20 protein-coding genes are annotated in these 22,162 nt (G+C 32.6%); 13 read left to right on the top strand and 7 right to left on the bottom strand.

Annotation, left to right across the window (positions count from 1 at the left end; genetic code table 11):
- Positions 1 to 77: 77 nt before the first annotated feature.
- The 3 genes from rbsK to rbsU are packed head-to-tail and all read left to right on the top strand — an operon-like array spanning position 78 to position 2,297.
- Entirely contained in the window at positions 78 to 992 is a 915-nt protein-coding gene (gene rbsK, locus BW731_RS01400) for a ribokinase (RefSeq protein ID WP_079345078.1), read from the top strand.
- A complete protein-coding gene (rbsD, locus tag BW731_RS01395) occupies positions 992 to 1,387 on the top strand; it encodes a D-ribose pyranase (RefSeq protein ID WP_079345076.1) in 396 nt (131 codons plus the stop codon). Before rbsK ends, rbsD begins: the two co-directional genes overlap by 1 nt.
- Before the next feature lie 25 nt (positions 1,388 to 1,412).
- The gene (gene rbsU, locus BW731_RS01390; RefSeq protein WP_143592713.1) at positions 1,413 to 2,297 is read left to right on the top strand and encodes a ribose/proton symporter RbsU; all 885 of its coding nucleotides are present in this window, start codon (positions 1,413 to 1,415) and stop codon (positions 2,295 to 2,297) included.
- 59 nt (positions 2,298 to 2,356) lie between these two features.
- Here rbsU and BW731_RS01385 read toward each other — a convergent pair whose 3' ends face one another.
- Positions 2,357 to 2,806: a DUF3021 domain-containing protein gene (locus tag BW731_RS01385; protein ID WP_079345072.1), complete on the bottom strand. Its 450-nt coding sequence runs from the start codon at positions 2,804 to 2,806 to the stop codon at positions 2,357 to 2,359.
- Complete coding sequence (locus BW731_RS01380) at positions 2,803 to 3,234, bottom strand: LytTR family DNA-binding domain-containing protein (protein WP_079345070.1); 432 nt, start codon at positions 3,232 to 3,234, stop codon at positions 2,803 to 2,805. Before BW731_RS01380 ends, BW731_RS01385 begins: the two co-directional genes overlap by 4 nt.
- 518 nt (positions 3,235 to 3,752) lie before the next feature.
- Here BW731_RS01380 and BW731_RS01375 point away from each other — a divergent pair.
- The 3 genes from BW731_RS01375 to BW731_RS01365 all read left to right on the top strand — a co-directional run bounded on the left by BW731_RS01375 (position 3,753) and on the right by BW731_RS01365 (position 5,772).
- Positions 3,753 to 4,148, top strand: coding sequence for a GNAT family N-acetyltransferase (locus tag BW731_RS01375; protein WP_079345068.1), 396 nt, complete (start codon positions 3,753 to 3,755; stop codon positions 4,146 to 4,148).
- A 283-nt stretch (positions 4,149 to 4,431) separates the two neighbouring features.
- Positions 4,432 to 4,956: a GrpB family protein gene (locus tag BW731_RS01370; RefSeq protein ID WP_079345066.1), complete on the top strand. Its 525-nt coding sequence runs from the start codon at positions 4,432 to 4,434 to the stop codon at positions 4,954 to 4,956.
- Positions 4,957 to 5,229: 273 nt separating this feature from the next.
- On the top strand, positions 5,230 to 5,772 hold the full coding sequence (locus BW731_RS01365) for a hypothetical protein (RefSeq protein ID WP_079345064.1): 543 nt from the start codon (positions 5,230 to 5,232) through the stop codon (positions 5,770 to 5,772).
- Between the two features lie 252 nt (positions 5,773 to 6,024).
- Here the strand turns inward: BW731_RS01365 and BW731_RS01360 are convergent, their stop codons facing one another.
- Positions 6,025 to 6,462, bottom strand: a complete 438-nt coding sequence (locus tag BW731_RS01360) for a hypothetical protein (RefSeq protein WP_079345062.1) — start codon at positions 6,460 to 6,462, stop codon at positions 6,025 to 6,027.
- A gap of 771 nt (positions 6,463 to 7,233) precedes the next feature.
- Between BW731_RS01360 and BW731_RS01355 the strand changes: the two genes are divergently transcribed.
- A complete protein-coding gene (locus BW731_RS01355) occupies positions 7,234 to 7,959 on the top strand; it encodes an epoxyqueuosine reductase QueH (RefSeq protein WP_079345060.1) in 726 nt (241 codons plus the stop codon).
- Between the two features lie 105 nt (positions 7,960 to 8,064).
- Here the strand turns inward: BW731_RS01355 and BW731_RS01350 are convergent, their stop codons facing one another.
- Both BW731_RS01350 and BW731_RS01345 read right to left on the bottom strand, forming a co-directional pair.
- Positions 8,065 to 9,354, bottom strand: a complete 1,290-nt coding sequence (locus tag BW731_RS01350; RefSeq protein WP_079345058.1) for an ISL3 family transposase — start codon at positions 9,352 to 9,354, stop codon at positions 8,065 to 8,067.
- Between the two features lie 104 nt (positions 9,355 to 9,458).
- A complete protein-coding gene (locus BW731_RS01345) occupies positions 9,459 to 10,649 on the bottom strand; it encodes an iron-containing alcohol dehydrogenase (protein ID WP_079345057.1) in 1,191 nt (396 codons plus the stop codon).
- Positions 10,650 to 10,997: 348 nt separating this feature from the next.
- Between BW731_RS01345 and BW731_RS01340 the strand changes: the two genes are divergently transcribed.
- From BW731_RS01340 to BW731_RS01325, 4 genes are all read left to right on the top strand, one after another.
- On the top strand, positions 10,998 to 12,530 hold the full coding sequence (locus tag BW731_RS01340) for an L-lactate permease (RefSeq protein WP_079345055.1): 1,533 nt from the start codon (positions 10,998 to 11,000) through the stop codon (positions 12,528 to 12,530).
- A gap of 111 nt (positions 12,531 to 12,641) precedes the next feature.
- Positions 12,642 to 13,400 carry a (Fe-S)-binding protein gene (locus BW731_RS01335; RefSeq protein ID WP_079345053.1) on the top strand — a complete coding sequence of 253 codons (759 nt, stop codon included), beginning with the start codon at positions 12,642 to 12,644 and terminating at the stop codon, positions 13,398 to 13,400.
- Entirely contained in the window at positions 13,400 to 14,872 is a 1,473-nt protein-coding gene (locus tag BW731_RS01330; protein ID WP_079345051.1) for a LutB/LldF family L-lactate oxidation iron-sulfur protein, read from the top strand. Before BW731_RS01335 ends, BW731_RS01330 begins: the two co-directional genes overlap by 1 nt.
- Positions 14,865 to 15,575 (top strand): LutC/YkgG family protein, encoded by a 711-nt coding sequence (locus BW731_RS01325; protein ID WP_079345049.1) that lies wholly within the window; start codon positions 14,865 to 14,867, stop codon positions 15,573 to 15,575. The genes BW731_RS01330 and BW731_RS01325 overlap by 8 nt, the downstream gene beginning before the upstream one ends.
- Before the next feature lie 39 nt (positions 15,576 to 15,614).
- Here BW731_RS01325 and BW731_RS01320 read toward each other — a convergent pair whose 3' ends face one another.
- Together BW731_RS01320 and BW731_RS01315 are read right to left on the bottom strand one after the other, a co-directional pair.
- On the bottom strand, positions 15,615 to 16,598 hold the full coding sequence (locus tag BW731_RS01320; protein ID WP_079345047.1) for a LacI family DNA-binding transcriptional regulator: 984 nt from the start codon (positions 16,596 to 16,598) through the stop codon (positions 15,615 to 15,617).
- Positions 16,599 to 16,614: 16 nt separating this feature from the next.
- On the bottom strand, positions 16,615 to 18,093 hold the full coding sequence (locus BW731_RS01315) for a sucrose-6-phosphate hydrolase (RefSeq protein ID WP_079345045.1): 1,479 nt from the start codon (positions 18,091 to 18,093) through the stop codon (positions 16,615 to 16,617).
- Positions 18,094 to 18,308: 215 nt separating this feature from the next.
- On the opposite strand from BW731_RS01315, the gene BW731_RS01310 reads away from it, so the two are divergent.
- Both BW731_RS01310 and BW731_RS01305 read left to right on the top strand, forming a co-directional pair.
- Positions 18,309 to 20,273 (top strand): sucrose-specific PTS transporter subunit IIBC, encoded by a 1,965-nt coding sequence (locus BW731_RS01310; RefSeq protein WP_079345043.1) that lies wholly within the window; start codon positions 18,309 to 18,311, stop codon positions 20,271 to 20,273.
- A gap of 171 nt (positions 20,274 to 20,444) precedes the next feature.
- On the top strand, positions 20,445 to 22,103 hold the full coding sequence (locus BW731_RS01305; protein ID WP_079345041.1) for a leucine-rich repeat domain-containing protein: 1,659 nt from the start codon (positions 20,445 to 20,447) through the stop codon (positions 22,101 to 22,103).
- Positions 22,104 to 22,162: the final 59 nt, after the last annotated feature.

Genomic DNA, 22,162 nt, shown 5'->3' with positions numbered 1-22,162 from the left:
GCTATATTTTTTTCGAAAGGTAAATTAAAACGTTTTACTAAAACGTTTTAATTAAAAATGAATTGGAGGAACGTGTGATGAATCATGTAACGATTATTGGAAGTATTAATCTAGATACGACATTACGAGTTAAAGAAATGGCTAAACCGGGAGAAACGATTCATGCAATAGAACATTTTACTGCAGGTGGTGGTAAAGGTGCAAATCAAGGTGTAGCAAGCAAACGATCTGGAGCAAAAACGTCATTCATTGGAGCAATAGGAAATGACGCAGCTGGAAACGTAATGTTAGAGTTATTAGAAGGAGAAGAAATTGATGTGACACATGTCAAAACGATTGACAATGAGTCAACAGGGCAAGCCTTTATTACGGTTGATGAGTCTGGTGAAAATAGCATTATGATTTATGCTGGAGCTAATAATCACGTTACAAATGAATTAGCAAGCAGTTGTCAATCTGTGATTGAATCAAGTGATTTTTTAATTGCACAGTTTGAAAGTGCTATCACAGGAACAATAGAAGCATTTAAACTGGCTAAAAATTCAAACGTTAAAACAATTTTAAATCCAGCACCAGCTGTGAAAAATATTTCGAGTGAGCTACTAGCTTTAACAGATGTTATTATTCCAAATGAAACAGAAACAGAATTAATTACAGGCATTGAGTTGACTGATGATGAGTCGATAAAAAAAGCAGCAGAGGCCCTACATGATTTAGGTATCGAGATGGTGATTATCACACTTGGTAGTCGTGGTGCTTATTATGACTACAAAGAACAATCAGGTTTTGTTTCAGCTTATAAAGTGAAAGCGGTCGACACAACTGCCGCAGGGGATACATTTATTGGGGCATTGGCAAGTAAACTAAAACAAGATTTCTCTAATATTGAAGAAGCAATTGATTATGGTAATAAAGCATCATCACTAACAGTTCAACGATACGGTGCTCAACCAAGTATTCCGTTTGAACATGAAATAAAGGAGACATATTAATGAAAAAATCAGCCGTTATAAACAGCGATATCTCAAGAGTTATCTCAAAAATGGGTCATTTTGATTTATTAAGTATTGGGGACGCGGGGATGCCAGTTCCGTTTGACACAGAAAAAATTGATTTAGCTGTGACAAATGGCGTGCCAAGTTTTTTAGATGTGTTAGATAACGTCTTGGAAGAATTAGAAGTACAAAAGATTTATTTAGCTGAAGAAATAAAAGAAGCGAATCCTACTATTTTGGCGAGTATTGAAGAACGTTTTACTAACACGCCAATAGAGTTTATTCCACATAGTGACATGAAACAAAAATTGAATGACACGCATGCATTTATCCGTACAGGTGAAATGACACCGTATGCGAATATTTTATTGGAAAGTGGCGTAACGTTTTAGTTAGAAAATTTACCAGGGGGATTTTATAAAAATGACAGCTTTATTAATAGGGTTAGGACCATTACTAGGTTGGGGATTATACCCAACAATCGCATCAAAAATTGGTGGCAAACCAGTTAACCAAATCGTTGGATCAACAATTGGAACATTGATTTTTGCGATTATTTTATTTTTTGCTAATGGATTAACGTTTCCAAGTGGGATGGATTTAACGTTAAGTATTTTATCAGGAATTGGTTGGGCGAGTGCTCAGATTTTGACGTTTAAATCATTTGAATTAGTAGGTTCTTCAAGAGCTATGCCAATTACGACAGCATTTCAATTAATTGTTGCGTCATTATGGGGTGTAGTACATCTTGGAAATTGGCCAACTATGACAGACAAATTAATTGGTGCTCTAGCACTTGTATTGATTATACTTGGTGCAAGAATGACAGTTTGGTCTGAGAAAAAAGATAGTGCAGATGCAAGTAACATCAAAAAAGCTGTCATCATTTTAGCGATTGGTGAAATAGGGTATTGGTTGTATTCAGCAGCACCGCAAGAAACAAGCATTACAGGAATGAACGCTTTCCTACCACAAGCAATTGGAATGGTGATTGTGGCGGTTGTTTATAGTTTGGTTATCGCTGTGAAAGAAAAAGAAAATGCGTTGACTCAAATGGTATCATACAAACAAATTATTTCAGGATTTTTCTTTGCCTTTGCAGCACTAACTTATTTAATTTCAGCTCAACCTAATATGAATGGATTAGCAACAGGGTTTATTTTATCTCAAACATCAGTTGTACTTGCAACATTGACAGGTATTTGGGTCTTAGGCCAAAAGAAAACATCAAAAGAGATGAAAATTACGATTATTGGTTTAGTGTTGATATTATTAGCAGCAACATTAACAGTTATAGTCTAAATAAGAGAAAGACCTTCAATTTGGAGGTCTTTTTAATTAATTACTCTGGGATAATTATTTTACTCTTTGATATGTTTATTAATACTGTTGATTTCTTTTTTTACTCTAATTATAGAAATAACCCAAAGTATGGCGTATATGAATAGGTAAATCATTGTAAAGGTAACTATATTCGTTACTGAAAAATTTATCCAGTCTAAAAATATTGCTATAGGTAAAAACAAGCAATACGAGATAACCGCATGACTAACAGTCATTCTAGTAATACTCCAATCAGTACTCGTAAAGATAAAATTTGTCAATGTAAATATGATACCAATAACTCCCCATAAAAATACTGAAACAATAAAGGCTATTAATTCGGAAGAAAATTTATCAATGAAGGCTGGAGGCATCGGATAAAATAAATCACCTGAATATATAAATGAGAAAAAGATTGAAAACATTAGCCCTATAAAAACCCCTGTTTTAAAGCCACTAAATATTTGGAAAACAATATGTTTGTTCATAATAAATACTCCTTTATTTTTTTTAAATATCTTCTTGAAGAACTTGTTTGTTCCCCATTTTTGAAATAAATAATAATAATTCCTGCATTTGTTAATTCTAATTTAGAAATATAATTAATGTTAATAATTTCATTGTTAGAAATTCTCAAAAAATTTTTATCTAAAATATTTTCTAATTCGTATAGCCGATACTTAACCAGATACTCCTGATCAGGTGTAGAACCATTTATTTTTTTATCATATGAATAAAATCTTATGAATGATTTGCAAGGAACAAGTATATTTTTTTCGTTATGAGAACAGCTTAAAACGGTTTTGTGGTTCTCTATTCCTCTTATTATTGAATCAATCTCCCTATTTTTTTCTTTTGCTTGGATTATAATTAAGTTCTCTTCTAAATGCTTTTGTTTTTCAAATTTGACTCTCATAAAAACCTCCTTTCTTCTACAATGTTGATTATAGAATAAAATACTCACCTTTCATATAACATTGCGATACATGGTATAAAATTAAAGATGTATGGTTGTCTAGGATTTAATCCACAAAAGAGTTAAAGTTTATTACTAGATAATTTCATTTCGTCATCGGAAAAACTAGGACATTGAAATTACCATATCTACTTAATTTAAACGTGATATAATGAAAATAATTTGAGTGAAGTATTTTCAGTAGTTTTAAGTTTTATTTTATTCATTAACTCTCAGAAGAACTCTCATACACCTAAAACAGTTAAATGATTGTGCTTATTATCGTTAACTACAATACTTATTGCCAATGTATTTAATTTTATTGATTTCTTTTATGAATCTATCAAAGGATTTAAGAATTTTTTTTAATTAATTTTGTCATTTTAAGAAGACAAACATATAATATTAAGCTAATAGGGGAGAATACTTTGTTAACTAAAATAAAAGCAGATATAAAGGATTATGGATTAGTATGACAGATTTGGGAAAAGTCAGTAAAGAAAACACATCATTTTTTGTCTGAAGAAGACTTTATCTTTTATAAGGAGATTATTCCAGAATATTTAAATCACGTTAATTTATATTTATGGAGAGATGGTTATCAAATCATTGGCTTTAGTGGGACTAGTCAAGATGAATTAGTTATGCTTTTTCTTGATCCAGATTTTATCGGTCAACGATACGGCAGTAGAATACTATCCGAATTAATTGAAACAGAAAGTATAAAAAGAGTGGACGTAAATACTCAAAATGAGTGTGCAAAAATGTTTTATCTTAATCATGGCTTTAAAATTGAATCAGAAGACGAACTAGATGGTTTTGGCAAGGCATATCCTATTACTCATTTGGTAATAAATGAGTCACTATGTAGTTAAGTACAATTGTAGAACAATTAAAACAAGAAGGTAGTAACTCAGCTTATTTAAAACTAAAATAACAATAACCTAATGTATGATTAGTCCATTTGTATTATTTACATGGAGCAATAAATCTAAGAGAATATAACAATCTGCCTGTAGAAGTTAAGGAAGAGTGGAAAGTATTTTCTGATTCTTTGAAAGAAGTTTAAAATTTAATAATTTAACAGATAAGTTAACATAAATCACGTTATAACAAGTCAGATAATATATGGTATTTTTTAAAAAAGGAGTGATAAATATGGAATTAGGTTTGAAAAATAATGAAGTAGTCATTGTTTCTTATAATCAAGAGTGGGAAATAGAGTTTAACAGAGTTAGACAAGAAATATTAAAAAATTTAAATTGTAATTGTATAGAACACGTAGGAAGTACTGCAATAAAAGGAATTAAGGCCAAACCGATTATAGATATTTTAATAGGAGTGGACGATATTTCCAAATTAGATGATTCTTTTTTTAATCAATTAAAAAAATTGGGTTTTTATAGGTTAAGGGTACAAAAACATGACGAAATCGTGTGTGCTAAATTCATAGATAACACATTTGAAATTAAAACTCATATTATTCATTTAGTAAATTTTAATCAAAAAAAATGGAATGATTTAATTCTATTTCGTGATATTCTTAGAACTCATGACAATATAAAAAAGCAATATGAAAATATAAAACAAACTGTTTTAGAAAATAATCTTAATGAGATAACAGCATATACAGATTATAAAGAAAATTTTGTAAAAGACACACTGAAAAATTATAGAGAATAGTTATTTAACGGTTAGGTAGACATAATCTAATGTTAAACCTAGTCAGATAATATATGGTATTTTTTTAAAAGGAATTTAAAGAATATGAGAAGTCGAAGGAAAAAAGAAAAGAAAAAAGTACAAGGGTTAGGATCAAACATTTTAGATATTATCTTAGATATACTATCATCAATATTTTTGTTTTGGAAATAAAGAATAAGAATTTACATAATGTAGCATTATGCCAAGTTAATTTTATTATGGTATATTTATGTAAAAATTAAGGAGCTTAAAATGAAAATAAGATTAATGCTCATCCCCTTGTTAAGCCTTTTTATAGTGTTGACAGCATGTAATTCAAAATCAGAAAAAGAAGTCTCAGAAGATGCAGGTACCAAATTAGAAGTAAAATTAACAGACGATGAATATATTGAGAAACTGCTAACACTCTTTGAAGATGAAAAACTATTAATTAATTATAATGAGAATTTTGTAGCTACTGAAGATATGTTAAATCAAGAACATTATGAGAAAGCAAAAAAGATAATAGAGTTTGATATTCAACCTGAAACAGGTAATGAAGAAGAAGGAATATATTTTCCTCCTAATGAAATGAGAACAGGGAAGATTATCATGTTCGATAATCACTCAGATATGACTAAATTTAAAGATGAGACTTCAGAGTTGCTCCTTATAGATAGTTTAGGAGTCAATACAAATGAAATCTATCCAATACTATATTTTAATGAGGAACGAAATATAGTATTAGTATTAAATAAATTTATACCCGATACTTATATAAAAAAATATAAAACTATATTTTACGAAGTTAATTAACTAATTGCTTACAATAATCAATCTTATACGAATAATAAGAGGCTAACCCAAAAGTAACTTTTTAAATGAAAATCACTAAACTAACAAAACAGAAACCCCACGAACTCAGTGTTTTAACAAACTGATTTCATGGGATTTTTCTATTTTAAAGACTTTTGGGTCAGCCTCTTCAATCTATTTTTCGATAAATAAATACATGGTTTATTTAAACGTTATTACAAGTTACTCTGACTTAATAAATCGTCACATAACTTAATATATATCCTTTATTGTACGTTCAATATTTTGGAACATAGTAAAAACATGCTCGTTATTTAAATCTTTTTCATTAGGTTTCATAGCCATGAGCAATTTACAAAAGAGTCTATCACTATTACTTTCGATACATCCTATTGTTTTTTCTAAAATAACATATAAGATAATATTTTCTGCATCATCATTTAAAAAAAGCTCAAAATAATTTGATTTTTTAGGGTTTATATAAATATTCTCAGTAGTTAAATTAGTAATAGAAAAACACTCTAATTGTATATCCTCCTTCTTGAGATTATAAATTTGATTTAAAGGATTATTTATTACTTTATTTTGTAAATGTTCTACATGAAAATCAGGAAATAAATCTAATGGAAAATTTTGTATTGTAAAATTTTTTTTTAGGTAATTTAATGAGTTGTTATAGTAATTATTCATATTTCTCCTTAATTAATATCTACTGTTCCTCCAGAAACTCTAAAAATCCAACTGCCATGATCAACACTATAAATTTGTAGTTTTTAGTCTGTTACTTTTACTTGATTAACATTTTTTAAGAATGCTTACTGTACCTATGAGGACAAACCCAACTTAGTTGGATGTATCTGCTTTAGTTTGTTTATCAAAAGTTTTATATGTTTTTGAATTTATAGCGCTAGTATTTTTTAAAGCAAGTTAAACCGAATATTGCTTACTATCATATTACTACTCCATCACATATATGTCTAACTGTATTAGCATAACCTCAATACAATAGCATTTGTTTTTCTGCTTTAATACTTAAATATTATCAATAGAATTTGCCTGCGTTGATAGTATGTTTATTGATAGACCTACCCCAATGAAAATTAAAAACCCCATTACTTTTTTATTTTTTCTGTTTTAATTGTCTCAAAATCCCCCTAGTATTATAAGTAATCATTGGCTTACATATTGTTAATAAAAGTGAGCATCCCTAATATATAAAGGTTTAAAGAGATTTTTCCTGTTACCTTTTTTATTAGTTATTTAATCAACTCGTGTATAAGAGGTCTTGGGTAAATCATTCTTATTTATGAAGAATAATGGAGAGTTAGTTACCAAATATCTGATAATGAGTTCTTTCTTGTAAAAAGCATTGATATGACTTTAAAAATATCACTAATCTAGCAACAGCACATATCATTTTGTTATAATAAAATAAACAGATGCAATAAAGGAGTATTAACAATGGACTCATTGGAGATTATCAACAGTTTAAAAAATCAAACGATTAATTATGACAGTGTGTTGCTTCAATTAATAAAAAAATGGGAAGAGGAATCGTTTCGCCCGAAGATTTTACTTCATAGTTGTTGTGCACCTTGTAGCACTTATACATTAGAATTTTTAACAAATTATGCCGATGTCACGATTTATTTTGCTAATTCAAATATATATCCTAAAAGTGAGTATGAGAGACGAGCCATCGTTCAAAAAGAATTTGTTGAGCAATTCAATAAAAAGAATGATAAGCATGTCGAGTTTATAGAAGCCGAGTATGAGCCAAATGTTTTTATTCAGACGATGACTAAAAAAGGATTGGCGAATGAGCCTGAAGGTGGCGCACGTTGTGAAAGTTGTTTTCAAATGAGATTAGACTTAGTGGCTGAAGAAGCACAAAAAAGAGGGTTTGATTACTTTGGGAGTGCACTAACTATTTCACCTAAAAAAGATGCTCAATTGATTAATACAATTGGACTTGATATTCAGAAACTATATGATGTGGCTTATTTACCAAGTGACTTCAAAAAAAGAGGTGGGTACCAACGTTCAATATCCATGTGTAAAGATTACGACATTTATCGTCAATGCTATTGTGGCTGTGTGTTTGCCGCGACGAAACAAGGTATTGATTTAAAAGCAATTAATAAAGAAGCAAAAGACTATATTAATGACAAAACGCCACTCTCATAATAGTGAGAATGGCGTTTTATTGTTTAAAAAATCATGGCTCTTTGTCAACTACTGTTGGTAAGAGTTAAAACGTTAGAATTTAGGATCTAGAAAACAACATGTTTTCTAGATCTTTTTTGGTGTCTTGAATACAGATTTTTTTAAACAAATTGCTATTCGTAATTTGAAATTATAAAAACTTCTCATGCCATAGGCATTACGCTTAATGACTTTAATATGATTGTTCATACATTCTAAAGGACCGTTTGAATACGATGTTTCAAAAGTATTTTTTATTTCTTCTTGATACTTTCTAAATGTTTTAAAAACAGGTATATACTCTTGAAAAAGAGTTTTTTGATTGATTAAATCTACAAATAAAGAATAATCTTTTGTTTGAAAAGATCTTAAAATCTGTTGGTAAATATTATAAGCATCTGTAAGTTCAGCATTGTAAGTAAGTAGGCGTTCAAGTAATTCTTTTTCAGAAAGATACGTTTTAAATGAAGAGTGCCATTGTTGTTGAATAAAGTCTAGTTTGCCATAACTTTTTTGAAGTAATTTCCAATATTTTTTTATTCGTCTATAAATAATTCCATTATCTTTATGCTTTAATTGATTCATTATTCTAATTCGTATTTTTTGAAAAGCTCTACCAATGTGTTGAACTAGATGAAATTTATCTAAAACGACTTTAGCGTTAGGAAAAAGTCTCTTAGTTAAGATGATGTAGGGTTGATAAATATCAGAAACAACATACTTCACTTGTTCTCTGTTAGATAAAGAGAATCCGTTAAAGTATTTCTCGATCTTAGGTAATCTTCGATCAGGTAAAATATCAATTAACTCCTTAGTGTCACCATCTATCATAATAAAACTCATAGATCCAGCTACTTTTTTTACAGATTTAAACTCATCAAAACAAAGGACAGCTGGTAAGGAATAACTATATTTCTGAATGGGGTGATACCATTCTTTAAGTACCCGATAAACAGTTGAAGTAGAAACGTTTGCTTGTTTTGAAATGTCACTCATAGATTGTTTAGAAGTTAGTTTTTTAGCAACAAGACGTTTTAAATTGTTAGAAATAGAATTGTTTCTAGAAACAAAAGGCGTATCTAAAACAAATGTCGATTTACAATCTTTGCACAAGAAACGACGTTTCTTTAATTGAACATATGTAACGTATTCAGAAATAGCAGGAACTTTAATTAAACTAGTAGTATATCCCCACTTAATAATGTGTGTATCCTTTTCTTCGCAATGAAGACAACATTCTGGTGTTTCATCTAAAAAACCTTCAAATACTCTAGAGAAAACTCCCTTTATTTTCCTAGTAGACAAACAATTTTCATTAAAAATAATATTTAGGTCTAGTATATTTAAGATATCTTTGATAGTCTGTGAGTATGACATGTGGTATCCTCCTTAGATTGTTGTTTCGCAATTTCATTCTAACGGATAACACATGTTTTTGTGTACTAAAAACTGCTAGTAACTTTCGTTACCAACAGTAGAAATTATAGAGCCAAAATCATTGGCACAAGTGAGTTTGTATATATTTTTAGGACATCTTCTACACTCAAAGGAACGTATGCTTTCGTGCTAATATTAGAGTGATGGACTGCTTGTTCAGCCATTTCTTTTAAGAGAGACTCATCAATCCCCACTTCTGGCAATGTCATTGGCACACCCCAATCAACAAAAGTGTCATAAGTGAGTTTAATAGCTTCTTTAGCTGTGATGTACAAGTCATCATTTACCTCTAAATCAAAGACACGATGCCCATATAAAGCAAATCGTTCAACAGTATCATCATTTAGGACATGTTCCATCCATCTTGGTGTTAAGATAGCTAATCCAATACCATGAGTGATGTCATAGTAAGCACTTAACTCATGTTCCATTGGGTGACATGACCATACTCCGAATTTTCCGTTTCCTGTCAAACCATTAAGAGCAAGAGAGCTTGCCCACATTAAGTTAGCACGAGCTTCATAATTTGTTGGTTCTTTAAGAGCAGTAGGCGTGTAGTGTAATACAGTTCTCATCAATCCTTCTGCAATTCCGTCTTGAACCATTGTATCTGGTGTTTGATTAAAATAATTTTCAATTAAATGAGAAAAAATATCTGCTGAGCCAGCCATTGTTTGATAAGTAGGTACTGAGAATGTATAAGTTGGATCTAAAATAGACACCTTTGGAATCACTAAACGACTATGGAAACTCAACTTTTCTTTGGTCTCTTCGTTTGTAATCACTGATCCCCAGTTCATTTCTGAACCTGTTGCTGCAATAGTTAAAATCGTCACGATAGGCAAAGTTTTTTCAATGGTAACACCGTCGTCTGTGACAAATTCCCAAGGGTTTCCTTCATGAAAGACGCCCGCTGCAATAGCTTTAGAACAATCGATAGTTGACCCACCACCAACTGCTAAAATTACATCAACTTGATGCTCTTTACATAGTTTAACTCCTTTTATAACAGTGTCTAGTCTTGGATTTGGCTCAATACCGCTAAGTTCGACTATTGTTGTGTCTGCTCCGATTAATTCGTAAATTTTATCGTATAACCCACTACGTTTGATACTTCCACCACCGTAAGCTAGTAAAACAGTTTTTCCATATTGGTTTAATACTTTTGGTAACTGCTGAATTTGATCTTTTCCAAATAATGTGTTTGTTGGTGCATGAAAATCAAAGTTTTTCATCATCTATTCCCCATTTCTATTAAGTTATTGTCTTATGTTTTATTTATTTTGTCAATAATATAACTTTATTGGTTATGTTTTGGTTAAATGCATGGTTTCGTGATTTGTGATTAGTGTTCTATATTATATGAAATATGTTATTTAATTTTTATTATTTGGTTTTTTTATGTATAAAAAAGAAAATTTCATATTTATTTTACTTATATATGTGTTAAAGTATATATAATCATATCTTGTATTTGTTAATTTGTTTAGATAGGTATATGTGATTCTTTATAGTTTCTTATGATGAGGAGGTGTAGCTTAATTCGTCTTTTTGTTTATTAAACATAATATGGAGGGTATGACATGGATTTATTTAAAACATTTGTTGCAATTGTTCCGATTATTTGGCTTATTTTATCTTTAGGTGTTTTTCACATTAGAGGAGATATAGCATGTATGATAGGATTTGTCGGAACAATTATTTTGAGTATGATAGGATTTGATTTTTCTTTCGTTCACAGTATGACAGCTGGTTTAGATGGAATTATGATGGCGTTTTGGCCAATTATTTATGTTATCGTTTCTGCAGTATTTATTTATAATATTAGTAAAGAGTCAGGGGGAATGGACACAATCATGTCTATGTTAACCTCTTTGACAAAAGATATGAGAGTTTTAGTACTGCTATTAGCATGGGGGCTTGGAGGTTTTTTAGAGGCCGTGGCTGGTTTTGGTACAGCGGTAGCTATTCCTGCAAGTATTTTAGTAATGCTTGGAATGGAACCAATTAAAGCAGCAATAGTGTGTTTAATTGCTAACACAGCCCCAACTGCTTTTGGTGCAGTTGGATTACCCGTAACGACTTTAGCTAAAGTAACTGGACTTGATGTGATGCAATTATCTTATTTTGTTTCTATTCAATTATTTGTTTTGATTATGCTGATTCCGTTTGTTTTAGTTTATATTACGGATGGCCGTGGCATGAAGGCTTTTAAAGGTGATGGCGTATTATTAGCGACTTTATTGGCGGGGTTAACGTTTGCTGTACCTCAACTTTTTATTACCAAATCTATGGGACCTGAGTTGCCTTCTATTGTTGGGTCACTGGTATGTTTATTGTCACTAGTTATTATGACTAAGATACAAAAAAATAATGTAGAAAAAACAGAAATAGGCGCTATTTCGACTAGTACAAAAATCAAAGCATGGTTACCGTTTATTTTTGTGTTCTTTCTGATTATTTTTAGCTCATCGTTATTCCCTTCAATCAATCATACATTGGCAAGCGTAAAAACAAGTTTTCACATTTACAATGGTCCAAATGCCAAACCAATTGATATTGATTGGTTATCTTCACCAGGAACATTGATTTTTTTATCTAGTTTTTTAGGTGGGGCAATACAAGGATTATCGTTTGGTCGGATGTTTGGTATTCTTTTGGATACAATCAAACAGTTAGGGAAAACAATTATTACAGTATGTTCTATTGTCGGTTTATCAAAAGTGATGGGATATAGCGGAATGATAGATACGATAGCTGTAACGTTAGTCGGAATTACAGGACCTTTTTATCCAGTTATTTCACCAATTATTGGGGTGTTAGGAACGTTTATTACAGGAAGTGATACGTCATCAAATGTCTTGTTTGGTGATTTACAAGTGCAAGCAGCTAATACATTGAAAATCAATCCTTATTGGTTAGCAGCGGCAAATATGGCAGGTGCAACGGCTGGTAAAATGATATCACCGCAGAGCATTGCCATTGCAACAGGAGCTACCGGCTTAGATGGTGAAGAAGGGATTATCCTTAAAAAAGCGATGTTTTATTGTTTACTTTATACTATAATTCTATGTTTAGTTATAGTTGGAGTAGGTAAATTAATGAATTGTTTATAAAATATGTATAAAAACCATAAAAAACGACTTGTGAAAGTGTTTCAATCTTTTTTCTAGTGGTAAAATAGACATGTGATGTAAATAAACAAATTGTTGCTTGGAGGAGTAAAAATGAGAGTAAGCATATTTACTAGTTGTGTTGTCGACTTGATGTTTCCAAATGTGGGCATTGCAATGGTCGAAGTACTAGAACGATTGGGTTGCCAGGTTGATTTTCCCGAAAAACAAATTTGTTGTGGGCAACCAACGTTTAACAGTGGTTATGAAAAGAAGAGCAAAGCAACACTAATCAATCAATTAGAAGCATTTGAAAACTCAGATTACGTAGTAGGTGGAGCAGGGTCTTGCGTGGGTATGTTACGTGAATATCCTGATTTGTTGAAGGATGATGATGTGTATTATCCTAAAGCAGTTGAACTAGCAGAGAAAACATACGAATTTAGTCAATTTATTTACCGAGTATTAGGACTAACAGATGTAGGTGCGTGTTATGAAGGAAAAGCAACCTATCATCGTTCTTGTCACATGACACGTCTGTTAGGAGAAAGAGAAGCACCATTTGTATTATTGGATAATGTTGAAGGCTTAGAAATGATTCCATTAGGTCATATTGAAAATTGTTGTGGTTTTGGTGGAACATTCTCAGTGAAAATGCCAGAGATTTCTGAGCAGATGGTCACAGAAAAAATGAATGACGTTATTAATACGGGAGCAGATACTTTAATCAGTGCCGATATGGGTTGCTTAATGAATATCGGTGGTAAGTTTAACCGAGATGGTAATCCGATTAAAATCATGCACATCGCAGAAATATTAAATTCAAATGTCGATACTAGTCGAATTCAATTATCTAGCGAGGTGGCAAACTAATGGGATTAACAACAAGTACAAAACCATTTAAAGAGCGATTAGAAGATAGTAAAAAAGATGTATTTATGCAACAAGCTGTGGCTAAAGCTCAGGATGCTCAATGGGTAAAACGTGAAGGTGCTCGTGATAAGTTAGGTAATTGGCAAGAGTGGCGTGAGTTAGGTGAGAGTATCAGACAACATACCATTGCCTACTTACCCGATTACCTAGAACAATTTAGTGACAATGTCGCCAAACAAGGTGGACATGTTTATTTTGCTCAAACAGCAGAAGAAGCTAATGAGTATGTCAAACAAATCGTCATAGAGAAAAAAGCAAAAAAAATTGTTAAATCAAAATCAATGGTCACAACAGAAGTAGATGTCGATCCTATGCTGCTAACACTTGATGGTGTAAGTGTGATGGAAACTGACTTAGCAGAATTTATTTTGCAAATGGATGATTGGGATGAACCATCACATATTGTGTTTCCAAGTATTCATAAAAATAGAGAACAAATTCGTGCAGTTTTTGAGAAAAAACTTGGCTACAAAGGGGATAATGATCCAGTAAATTTAGCTAGATGTGCTCGTGAAGTCATGAGAAAATTTTTCCTTGAAGCAGAAGTGGGGATTACGGGTTGTAACTTTGCGATTGCTGATAGTGGTATGATTAATTTGGATACAAATGAAGGAAATGCTGATTTGACGATTAGTATTCCGAAAACGCAAATTGTCTTAATGGGAATGGAACGAATTGTCCCAACGATGAAAGAAGCAGAAGTGTTGGATAACTTACTGGCTAGAAGTGCGGTTGGTCAAAGTTTAACCACTTATGTGACGTTTGCTGGACAAAAACGAGCAGATGAATCAGATGGACCAGAAGACTTCCACGTGATTATCGTGGATAATGGTCGTTCAAATGCGTTAGGAACAGCTTTCCAACCAGTCCTACAATGCATTCGTTGTGGTTCATGTTTGAATGTGTGTCCTGTTTATCGTCATATTGGTGGACATGGTTATGGGTCTATTTATCCAGGTCCAATTGGTGCTGTCTTATCTCCAGTGTTGGGTGGATACAAACAGTTTGGAGAGTTGCCTTACGCATCAAGTTTGTGTGGTGCTTGTACAGAAACATGTCCTGTTAAGATTCCACTACATGAATTATTAATCGAGCATCGTAAAGTGATGACAGATGATTTGAAAATGAAACACGGATTTGAAGATTTCCAAATGAAAGTCATTGGTAGTGGAACTGCCTCACCATTTTTATTTAATTCAGCGATTCATATGGCACATGGTGGAATGGGTGTATTAAGTAAAAAATCGCCAACTTCTGTTACAAATATGTACCAGTTTGGAGGCTTTATTAATAAAGGGCCTGGACTTGTAAAAGGTTGGACAGATGTCAGAGATTTACCAAGACCACCAAAATACAAAGATAGCTTTAGAAAATGGTTTAAAGATCATAAGGCAGGTGCAGACAATGACTAATATTCATAACCGTGATAAATTTTTAGCTAACTTACATGAAAAACTAGGGACAACGCCTTTAAATGTTGCAGAACATCCTTATATTCCCGTGAATGATTTGCCTCAAACGCATCTAGCAGATAAAGATGTAGATGAACTGCTTGGCATTTGTAAAGAAAAAGTCAAAGATATTCATACCGAGTTGTTAGATATTCCATCAAATGATTTACATAGTACATTGAAAAAATTGATTGAACAATCAGGAAATGGCAATATTTTGTTACCGAGAGATGATCGCTTTTCTAAAGAATTATTAGATTTTCTTGAAACAGAATATAGTTCTGCTATTTCTTATTGGGATGAGGGAGAAGAGTTTCGTGATAGTAACATAAAAAAAGCAGAAGAAGCCAATGTTGTGATTGCTAATGCTGATTTTATGTTAGCAGAATCTGGTTCAATCGTAGTGGAAACAGCACCTGGTCAAGGGCGTTCACTACACTTTTTACCAACACATTATATCTCGTTGATTAAAAAGAGCAGTATTGTGGCTCGCTCGACACAAGCAGCTAATTATTTTGCTGAAAAAATTGAAAAAGGTGAATCAGTTGGTTCTGCCATTCATTTTATTTCAGGTCCTTCAAACTCTGGTGACATTGAAATGCAATTAGTTGTCGGACTTCATGGCCCATTAAAAATGTATTATGTTGTACTAAATGATTTATAAACAAGCAAAAAGCATGTAGAGATTGTTCTACATGCTTTTTTAAACTGTTTGTCCTTGTACAAAAGTAACTGGTAAAAAATAATGGTCTTCTAATTTTTTCTCCACGTCATCAATTCGTTGCATTAACAAGTCAATTAAGATATCGGCATAATCAGTCATTGGTTGCGCGAGAGTGGTTAGTTGAGGGAAGTAAGTTCTGACAAACTTTGTTCCATCGTAGCCAATCAATTTCATATCTTCAGGAATCGAAATACCTAGTTGTTGACACTGGTTGTAAACTAAGATAGCTGTTAAATCATCCGTGCAAAACAACCCATCAATGTCTTCGTTTTCTAAAATTCGTTTGATTTCGATGTTTTTTAAGGCGGCTGATTGATAGCTTTGGTCAAACTTAAATACTTTAGGCGTTAATTGATGTTCTTCCATGAACGAAAGGTACCCATTCAGTCGTCTATTAGTTGGTGAGTTTGAGCGTTGAGAGCCAGTTAAAATAGCAATATTTCTTGCCCCTTTTAGAAATAGAGTCTCTGTTGCAAGATAGCCACCTTGAAAATTATCACTCCCAACAATTGGAATCCCATCAGCCAAATGTCGGTCAAAAGACACGATAGGTAACTCGATATTTTCATATTCAGCAATTCCTAAATTATGTGCTCCGGCAATAATACCGTCTACTTTATTTGCCGATAACATATTAATATAGTTTCGTTCTTTTTCTTTATTGTTGGCACTATCACAAATGATGCATTTATATCCTCGTTCAAATAATTTTGACTCGACTTTATCAATCAATTCACCGTAAAACGGATTGGATACCGTTGGAAAAATTAACCCGATTAGTTGAGTGCTTTTTCCTTGGAGTGATCTAGCTAAACTGTTTGGTTGATAGTTTAACTCTTTCATCGCTTGATTGACTTTATCAATTGTTTTTTGGCTCAGTGAACCATAATTATTGATTACACGTGATACAGTGGTTGGTGAAACACCAGCTTTTTCTGCCACATCAGTTAATTTGATTGCCATGTCATGTTATCTTCCTTTATTGATTTGTTTGACGTAGGTTATAGCAAGTAGCGTCAATTTGGCTATCAGAGTCCACATGAATATAGGTGTTGTCTACTTTAGGAAACACACGAGCTGTGGCTACCTGTTCGCCATCATTTACAAAGACTTCGACAAGAGATTCATCTACATAAACTTGTAATGTTAGCGGTTTTTTACTAATCGAAAACTCTCTTTTAAAGCCATATTCACTTGCAAATGATTCCCCTACGTTACTTCGGTCGATAATCATTTTACCACAAGTTGTATCAAAGGAAATAGTCAATCCAGTTGTGCCATCTTTATCAGACATTAGTGTGATTAACCCTTTCGTTGAGTCGTTAAAATCAATCACTAATTCGTAACGAGCTGATTTTGCCTCGTAATTAATTGTGTTGACTTCTGTAAAGTCAGTTTGAGTGGTTCTCAGTTCTTTGTATTCTTGTGCAGGTTGTTGATAAAGAACATTTTCTCTTATCGTTAATTCTTTGACTAAACTGAGACAATGAGCCCAACCAAAATCATCAGTTGGATACTCGATTTCAGGTAAGCCAACCCAACTAATAGCTAAAGCACGTCCATCTGGTGCGTTGAATGCTTGTGTGGCATACACATCAAATCCTTCATCTAGATTTTTTAAAGCAGAAGGGTTTGTGATGGCATTATTCTCAAGATTGTACTCATCACCAATGACATACATATTCGGGTAGATATTGTCATAATGACAAACTGATTTATCTAACCCTTGCGGACAAAAAATGAAGAGCGCTTTGTCATTAGAAAAAACAAGATTTGGGCATTCGACCATGAATCCCATTGGTTCCTCAGTAAAGTGTAACTCACCATTTAGTGTCCAGTGTTTTAAATCATGACTTGAATATGTCAGAGCTTTTCCTTCTTTTTCTTTTGTTTGACCACCAATAACTAATAAGTATTCATCATGAAACGGAATGATTTGTGGGTCTCTAAACTCGTGAGTGTAGCCTTTTGGTGGTTCAGAAATTAAAGGTTTATCAAATTTTTCGATAGAATTATCTTTTGAAAGATAGGCACCTAATTGATAAGAATGACGGCCCCAATCTTCATCTCTAACATTTCCCGTATACGCAAGTAATAGTTTGTCGTCAACAGGAAAAGCTGAGCCTGAGTAGACACCATGACTATCAAAAGCCATATCAGGTTGTAAGGCTAACCCTTGATATTCCCAATCAAGTAAGTTTGTTGATGTTAAATGAGCCCAAGATTTTACCCCGTGAACAGGGCCAATGGGGTAAGCTTGATAAAATAGTTGCCATTTTCCATTGAAATAAGAAAAGCCGTTTGGATCATTTAATAGTCCGGTTTTTGGTTGTACATGAAACCCTAATCTCCAGGGAGAGTTTGTGACTGTATCAACTAGTTCATCAATGTATTCTGTCTCCCAATCATTGTAATGACGATATCTTTCAGGTGTTGTCCATTCTCTTTTTAATGCCATAATTATCCTCCCAGTAAGCGTGTTCGATACATAAATAGTAAGGTATTTGTTATAAATTGTCAAACGTATAACAATTACATAAACGTTATTATATAAATGTTATAAAATAATAATAAAAATATTTTGATAAACGTTTGACATTTAGAAAGAAAGATGACATAATTTTATCAAGAAAAGCGATTTCAATCATAAACATTTTTGTAGGAGGAGAAACGATGGATTACAAAAAAGTCGCACAAGAGATTAGTGATGCCTTAGGAAAAGGTAATTTACAAGCTGCAGCTCATTGTGCTACACGTTTGAGGTTAGTATTAAAAGATTCTGGAAAAGTTAATCAGGTGGCTCTTGATAATATCGACGCAGTCAAGGGAACATTTGAGGTTAATGGTCAGTTTCAAATTATTATTGGGGCAGGAGATGTGGACAAGGTTTACAAAGAACTTGTTGCAATCACAAATGTGAAAGAAGTGTCAACGTCTGATGTGAAGGAAGAAGCTGTATCAGATAAAAAACAAAATCCTGTTATGACGTTTATCAAAGTTTTATCTGACATTTTTGTGCCAATCGTTCCTGCGTTAGTTGCGGGTGGTTTGTTAATGGCATTAAACAATGTCTTAACAGCTGAAAACTTATTTGGTGCACAATCAGTTGTCCAAATGTATCCTGTTTTAGAAGATTATGCCGGAATTATTAATTTATTAGCATCAGCACCATTTGCATTCTTGCCAATCCTTGTTGGTTTTTCTGCCACAAAACGATTTGGTGGTAACCCTTATCTAGGGGCAGCGATGGGTATGGCGATGGTTATGCCAGACTTGGTAAATGGTTATGGTGTGGCAAATGCGATTGCAGATGGTACGATGAACTATTGGCATATTTTTGGTATGGATGTGGCTCAAGCCGGATATCAAGGTTCTGTATTACCAGTTTTAGCAGTTTCATGGATTTTAGCGACATTAGAGAAGTTCTTCCATAAACATATCTCAAATGCCTTTGATTTTACATTTACACCGATGTTAGCATTGATTATCACAGGATTTTTGACATTTACTTTTGTTGGACCTGTTATGAGAGGATTTTCTGATGGGTTAACAGATTCTTTAGTTTGGTTGTATGACACAACTGGTGCTATTGGATTAGGTATTTTCGGACTATTCTACTCTCCAATTGTTATCACTGGCTTGCATCAAAGTTTCCCAGCTATCGAGACAACTCTGTTAGCCGATGTAGCGAAAACGGGCGGATCTTTTATTTTCCCAGTTGCTTCTATGGCAAACGTTGCTCAAGGTGGGGCAGCATTAGCGATTATGTTCTTAACAAAAAATGAAAAACAAAAAAGTTTAGCAACATCAGCAAGTATTTCAGCTCTATTAGGTATCACAGAGCCAGCTATTTTTGGGGTTAACTTAAAACTTAAATTCCCATTTATCTGTGCGATGATTGCTTCAGGTGTGGCAACAACTTTTATTGGTTTCTTCCATGTATTAGCAGTGGCTATGGGGCCAGCTAGTGTGATTGGGTTTATCTCGATCGCACCAAAATCAATTCCTTATTACTTGATTGGAATTGTCATCAGTGTTGTAGTAGCATTTATCACGACTTATCTATATGGTAAGAAAAATAGTCATTTACTTGCAGAAGCAACACCGACACAAACATCTGATAATGTAGCAGTTGAAATCAACGAAGACCCTGAAGAAGTAGTTGAATCAGTACAAGATGATGTAATAGAAGCACCTATCACTGGTGAAGTGGTTCAATTGAAAGATGTGAACGATCCAGTATTTTCACAAGAATTGATGGGTAAAGGAATTGCGATTTTACCAACAGATGGTAAAGTGTACTCGCCTGTTGATGGTGAACTAACTGTTGTGTACGACTCTAAACATGCTTATGGTATTATGTCGGACAAACACGCAGAAGTTCTAATCCACATTGGGATTGATACGGTTCAACTAAATGGTGAAGGATTTACGACTGAAAAAACAACTGGTGACATCGTCAAAAAAGGTGATTTACTAGGAACGGTTGATTTAGAAGTATTGAAAGAAAAAGGTTATGATTCAACAGTCATGATGATTGTGACAAACACAAATGCCTTTAGTAGTGTTGAAGCTTTAGATAAAAAAGAAGTGTCTGCTAAAGAAGATATTTTAGTAGTGACTCAACCAACAGAATAATATTAAAACTCTTGTTAGATGGTATCTCAATGCCATTGGTAACAAGAGTTTTTTATTATATACGAAGTTTTTTTAAAATATTCATTTTTAAATACTTGACTTGATTTTTTAAACAGTTATAATTTAGCTTAACAAAAATAAAAAATTAGGTATACCTAAAAAGGAGAAGAAATGAAAAAAGTTTTATTATTTAGCACGTTGATTTTAGTTGGATGCCACATGGATAGTTATTTGGTAGAGGCACATGACAATATAGATGAAATTGCTTTATTTGAACAGGAAAAGCCCACCTTATTTAAAGATCATCAAGGTGTTGTTTATAAAGTTATTAGTGATCAACATGAAGAATTAGAAGTTCAGGTGGGAGACGGTGAACAGCCTATTCCGAATTTATCGACTAATATTATCATCCCTCCATATGTTGAATTTAATGGAAAGGAGTATGCAGTTACTAGCATAGGGAGTTTTGCTTTTACAACGTATGAGGATGAGGCGGGTCAAATTGCTGAAGCAGGTTCCAATGTTGAAACTCTTTCATTGCCAAGTAGTATTAGGAAAATAGAAGACAAAGCATTTTATAGTGCTATTAATTTAATGTCCGTTTCGTTTCCAAAAGAAAGCCAATTAACATTAATCGGCGATAATGCGTTTGCTTTTTCAGGGTTAACTCAATTTTCTTTACCAGACTCAGTAACAACTATTGGAAAGAATGCTTTTACATTTAATCACAGTTTATCTTCCTTTGATATTTCGAAAGCGTCTAAATTGGAATCTATTGGTGAGGGAGCTTTTAGAACAAATAAAAAATTACGTTCATTCTATTTGCCGAAAAATGTGACCACTATTGGTGCATTTCCTTTTTCAGGTGCAATTGCGCTAGAAGATATTTCAGTTGATGATGAGAATCAAGTGTATTCATCAAATGAAGGCGTATTATTTAATAAAAATCAAACAGAATTAATCACGTATCCTGCTGATAAATATGCAAGGGAATACGTTGTTCCAGATACTGTGACTTTAATTAGTGAAAATGCATTTGAATATAATACTGGTTTAAAAAAGATTAGTTTAAATAACAATGTACAAAAAATTGATAATTTAGCTTTCAAAAATATGTTGAAATTAGAAGAAGTATCACTGGGAAATAAAATTGAGCACATTGGCCGTTTAGCATTTTATAGTATTCCTAATTTGAAAAGCTTAACAATACCGGATTCTGTTGTATCATATGGTAAAAATCCTTTTTATGAATTAAGTGGTTTAAATTATATAAAATTTGGCAATGGAACAAAGGATATTTTTAATGGGTTTATGGGTGGAGATCTTTCTAGTTTAACATCGGTTAGTTTTTTTGCATCAGATTTATCGATTTCTGAAGAAGCATTAAATTTCTCGTCTTATACAGATATTAATAATATCCAATTTGTGGTAAGAACAGATAATGATAAAGCGAAATTGGTGGATTCTTTGAAACTTAATCAGAATAATGTTTTAGTGTCATCACCAAGTGAAGTAGAGGAACCAAGTGAAGTAGAGGAACCAAGTGAAGTAGAGGAACCAAGTGAAGTAGAGGAACCAAGTGAAGTAGAAATACTAACAGGGATTAACTTACCAATTAAAAATGAATTGATGAAACAGGATGTTGTCATTGATAATCAGATTAAAACACCGGTAAATAATACTACTTATGGGCAAAAGCAAATAGAGACAAGTATCGGAACGCAAAAAAGTTTGCCGAAAACATCTGATAACAAATCGAATGGATTGATGATTAGTTTAGGATTATTGATGTCAATGTTAGGGGTAGGAATCAAGGTGAAGCTAAAATAAAAACAGTATTTTTAGGTTATAAATTTCTGATATGTTATCGGGTGTTTATAGCCTAATTT

Source organism: Vagococcus martis (assembly GCF_002026305.1).
In the GTDB taxonomy this organism is placed as follows: Bacteria; Bacillota; Bacilli; order Lactobacillales; family Vagococcaceae; genus Vagococcus; species Vagococcus martis.
The sequence above is the reverse complement of the archived record's forward strand: the minus strand, read 5'-3'. Positions and strand labels throughout refer to the sequence as shown.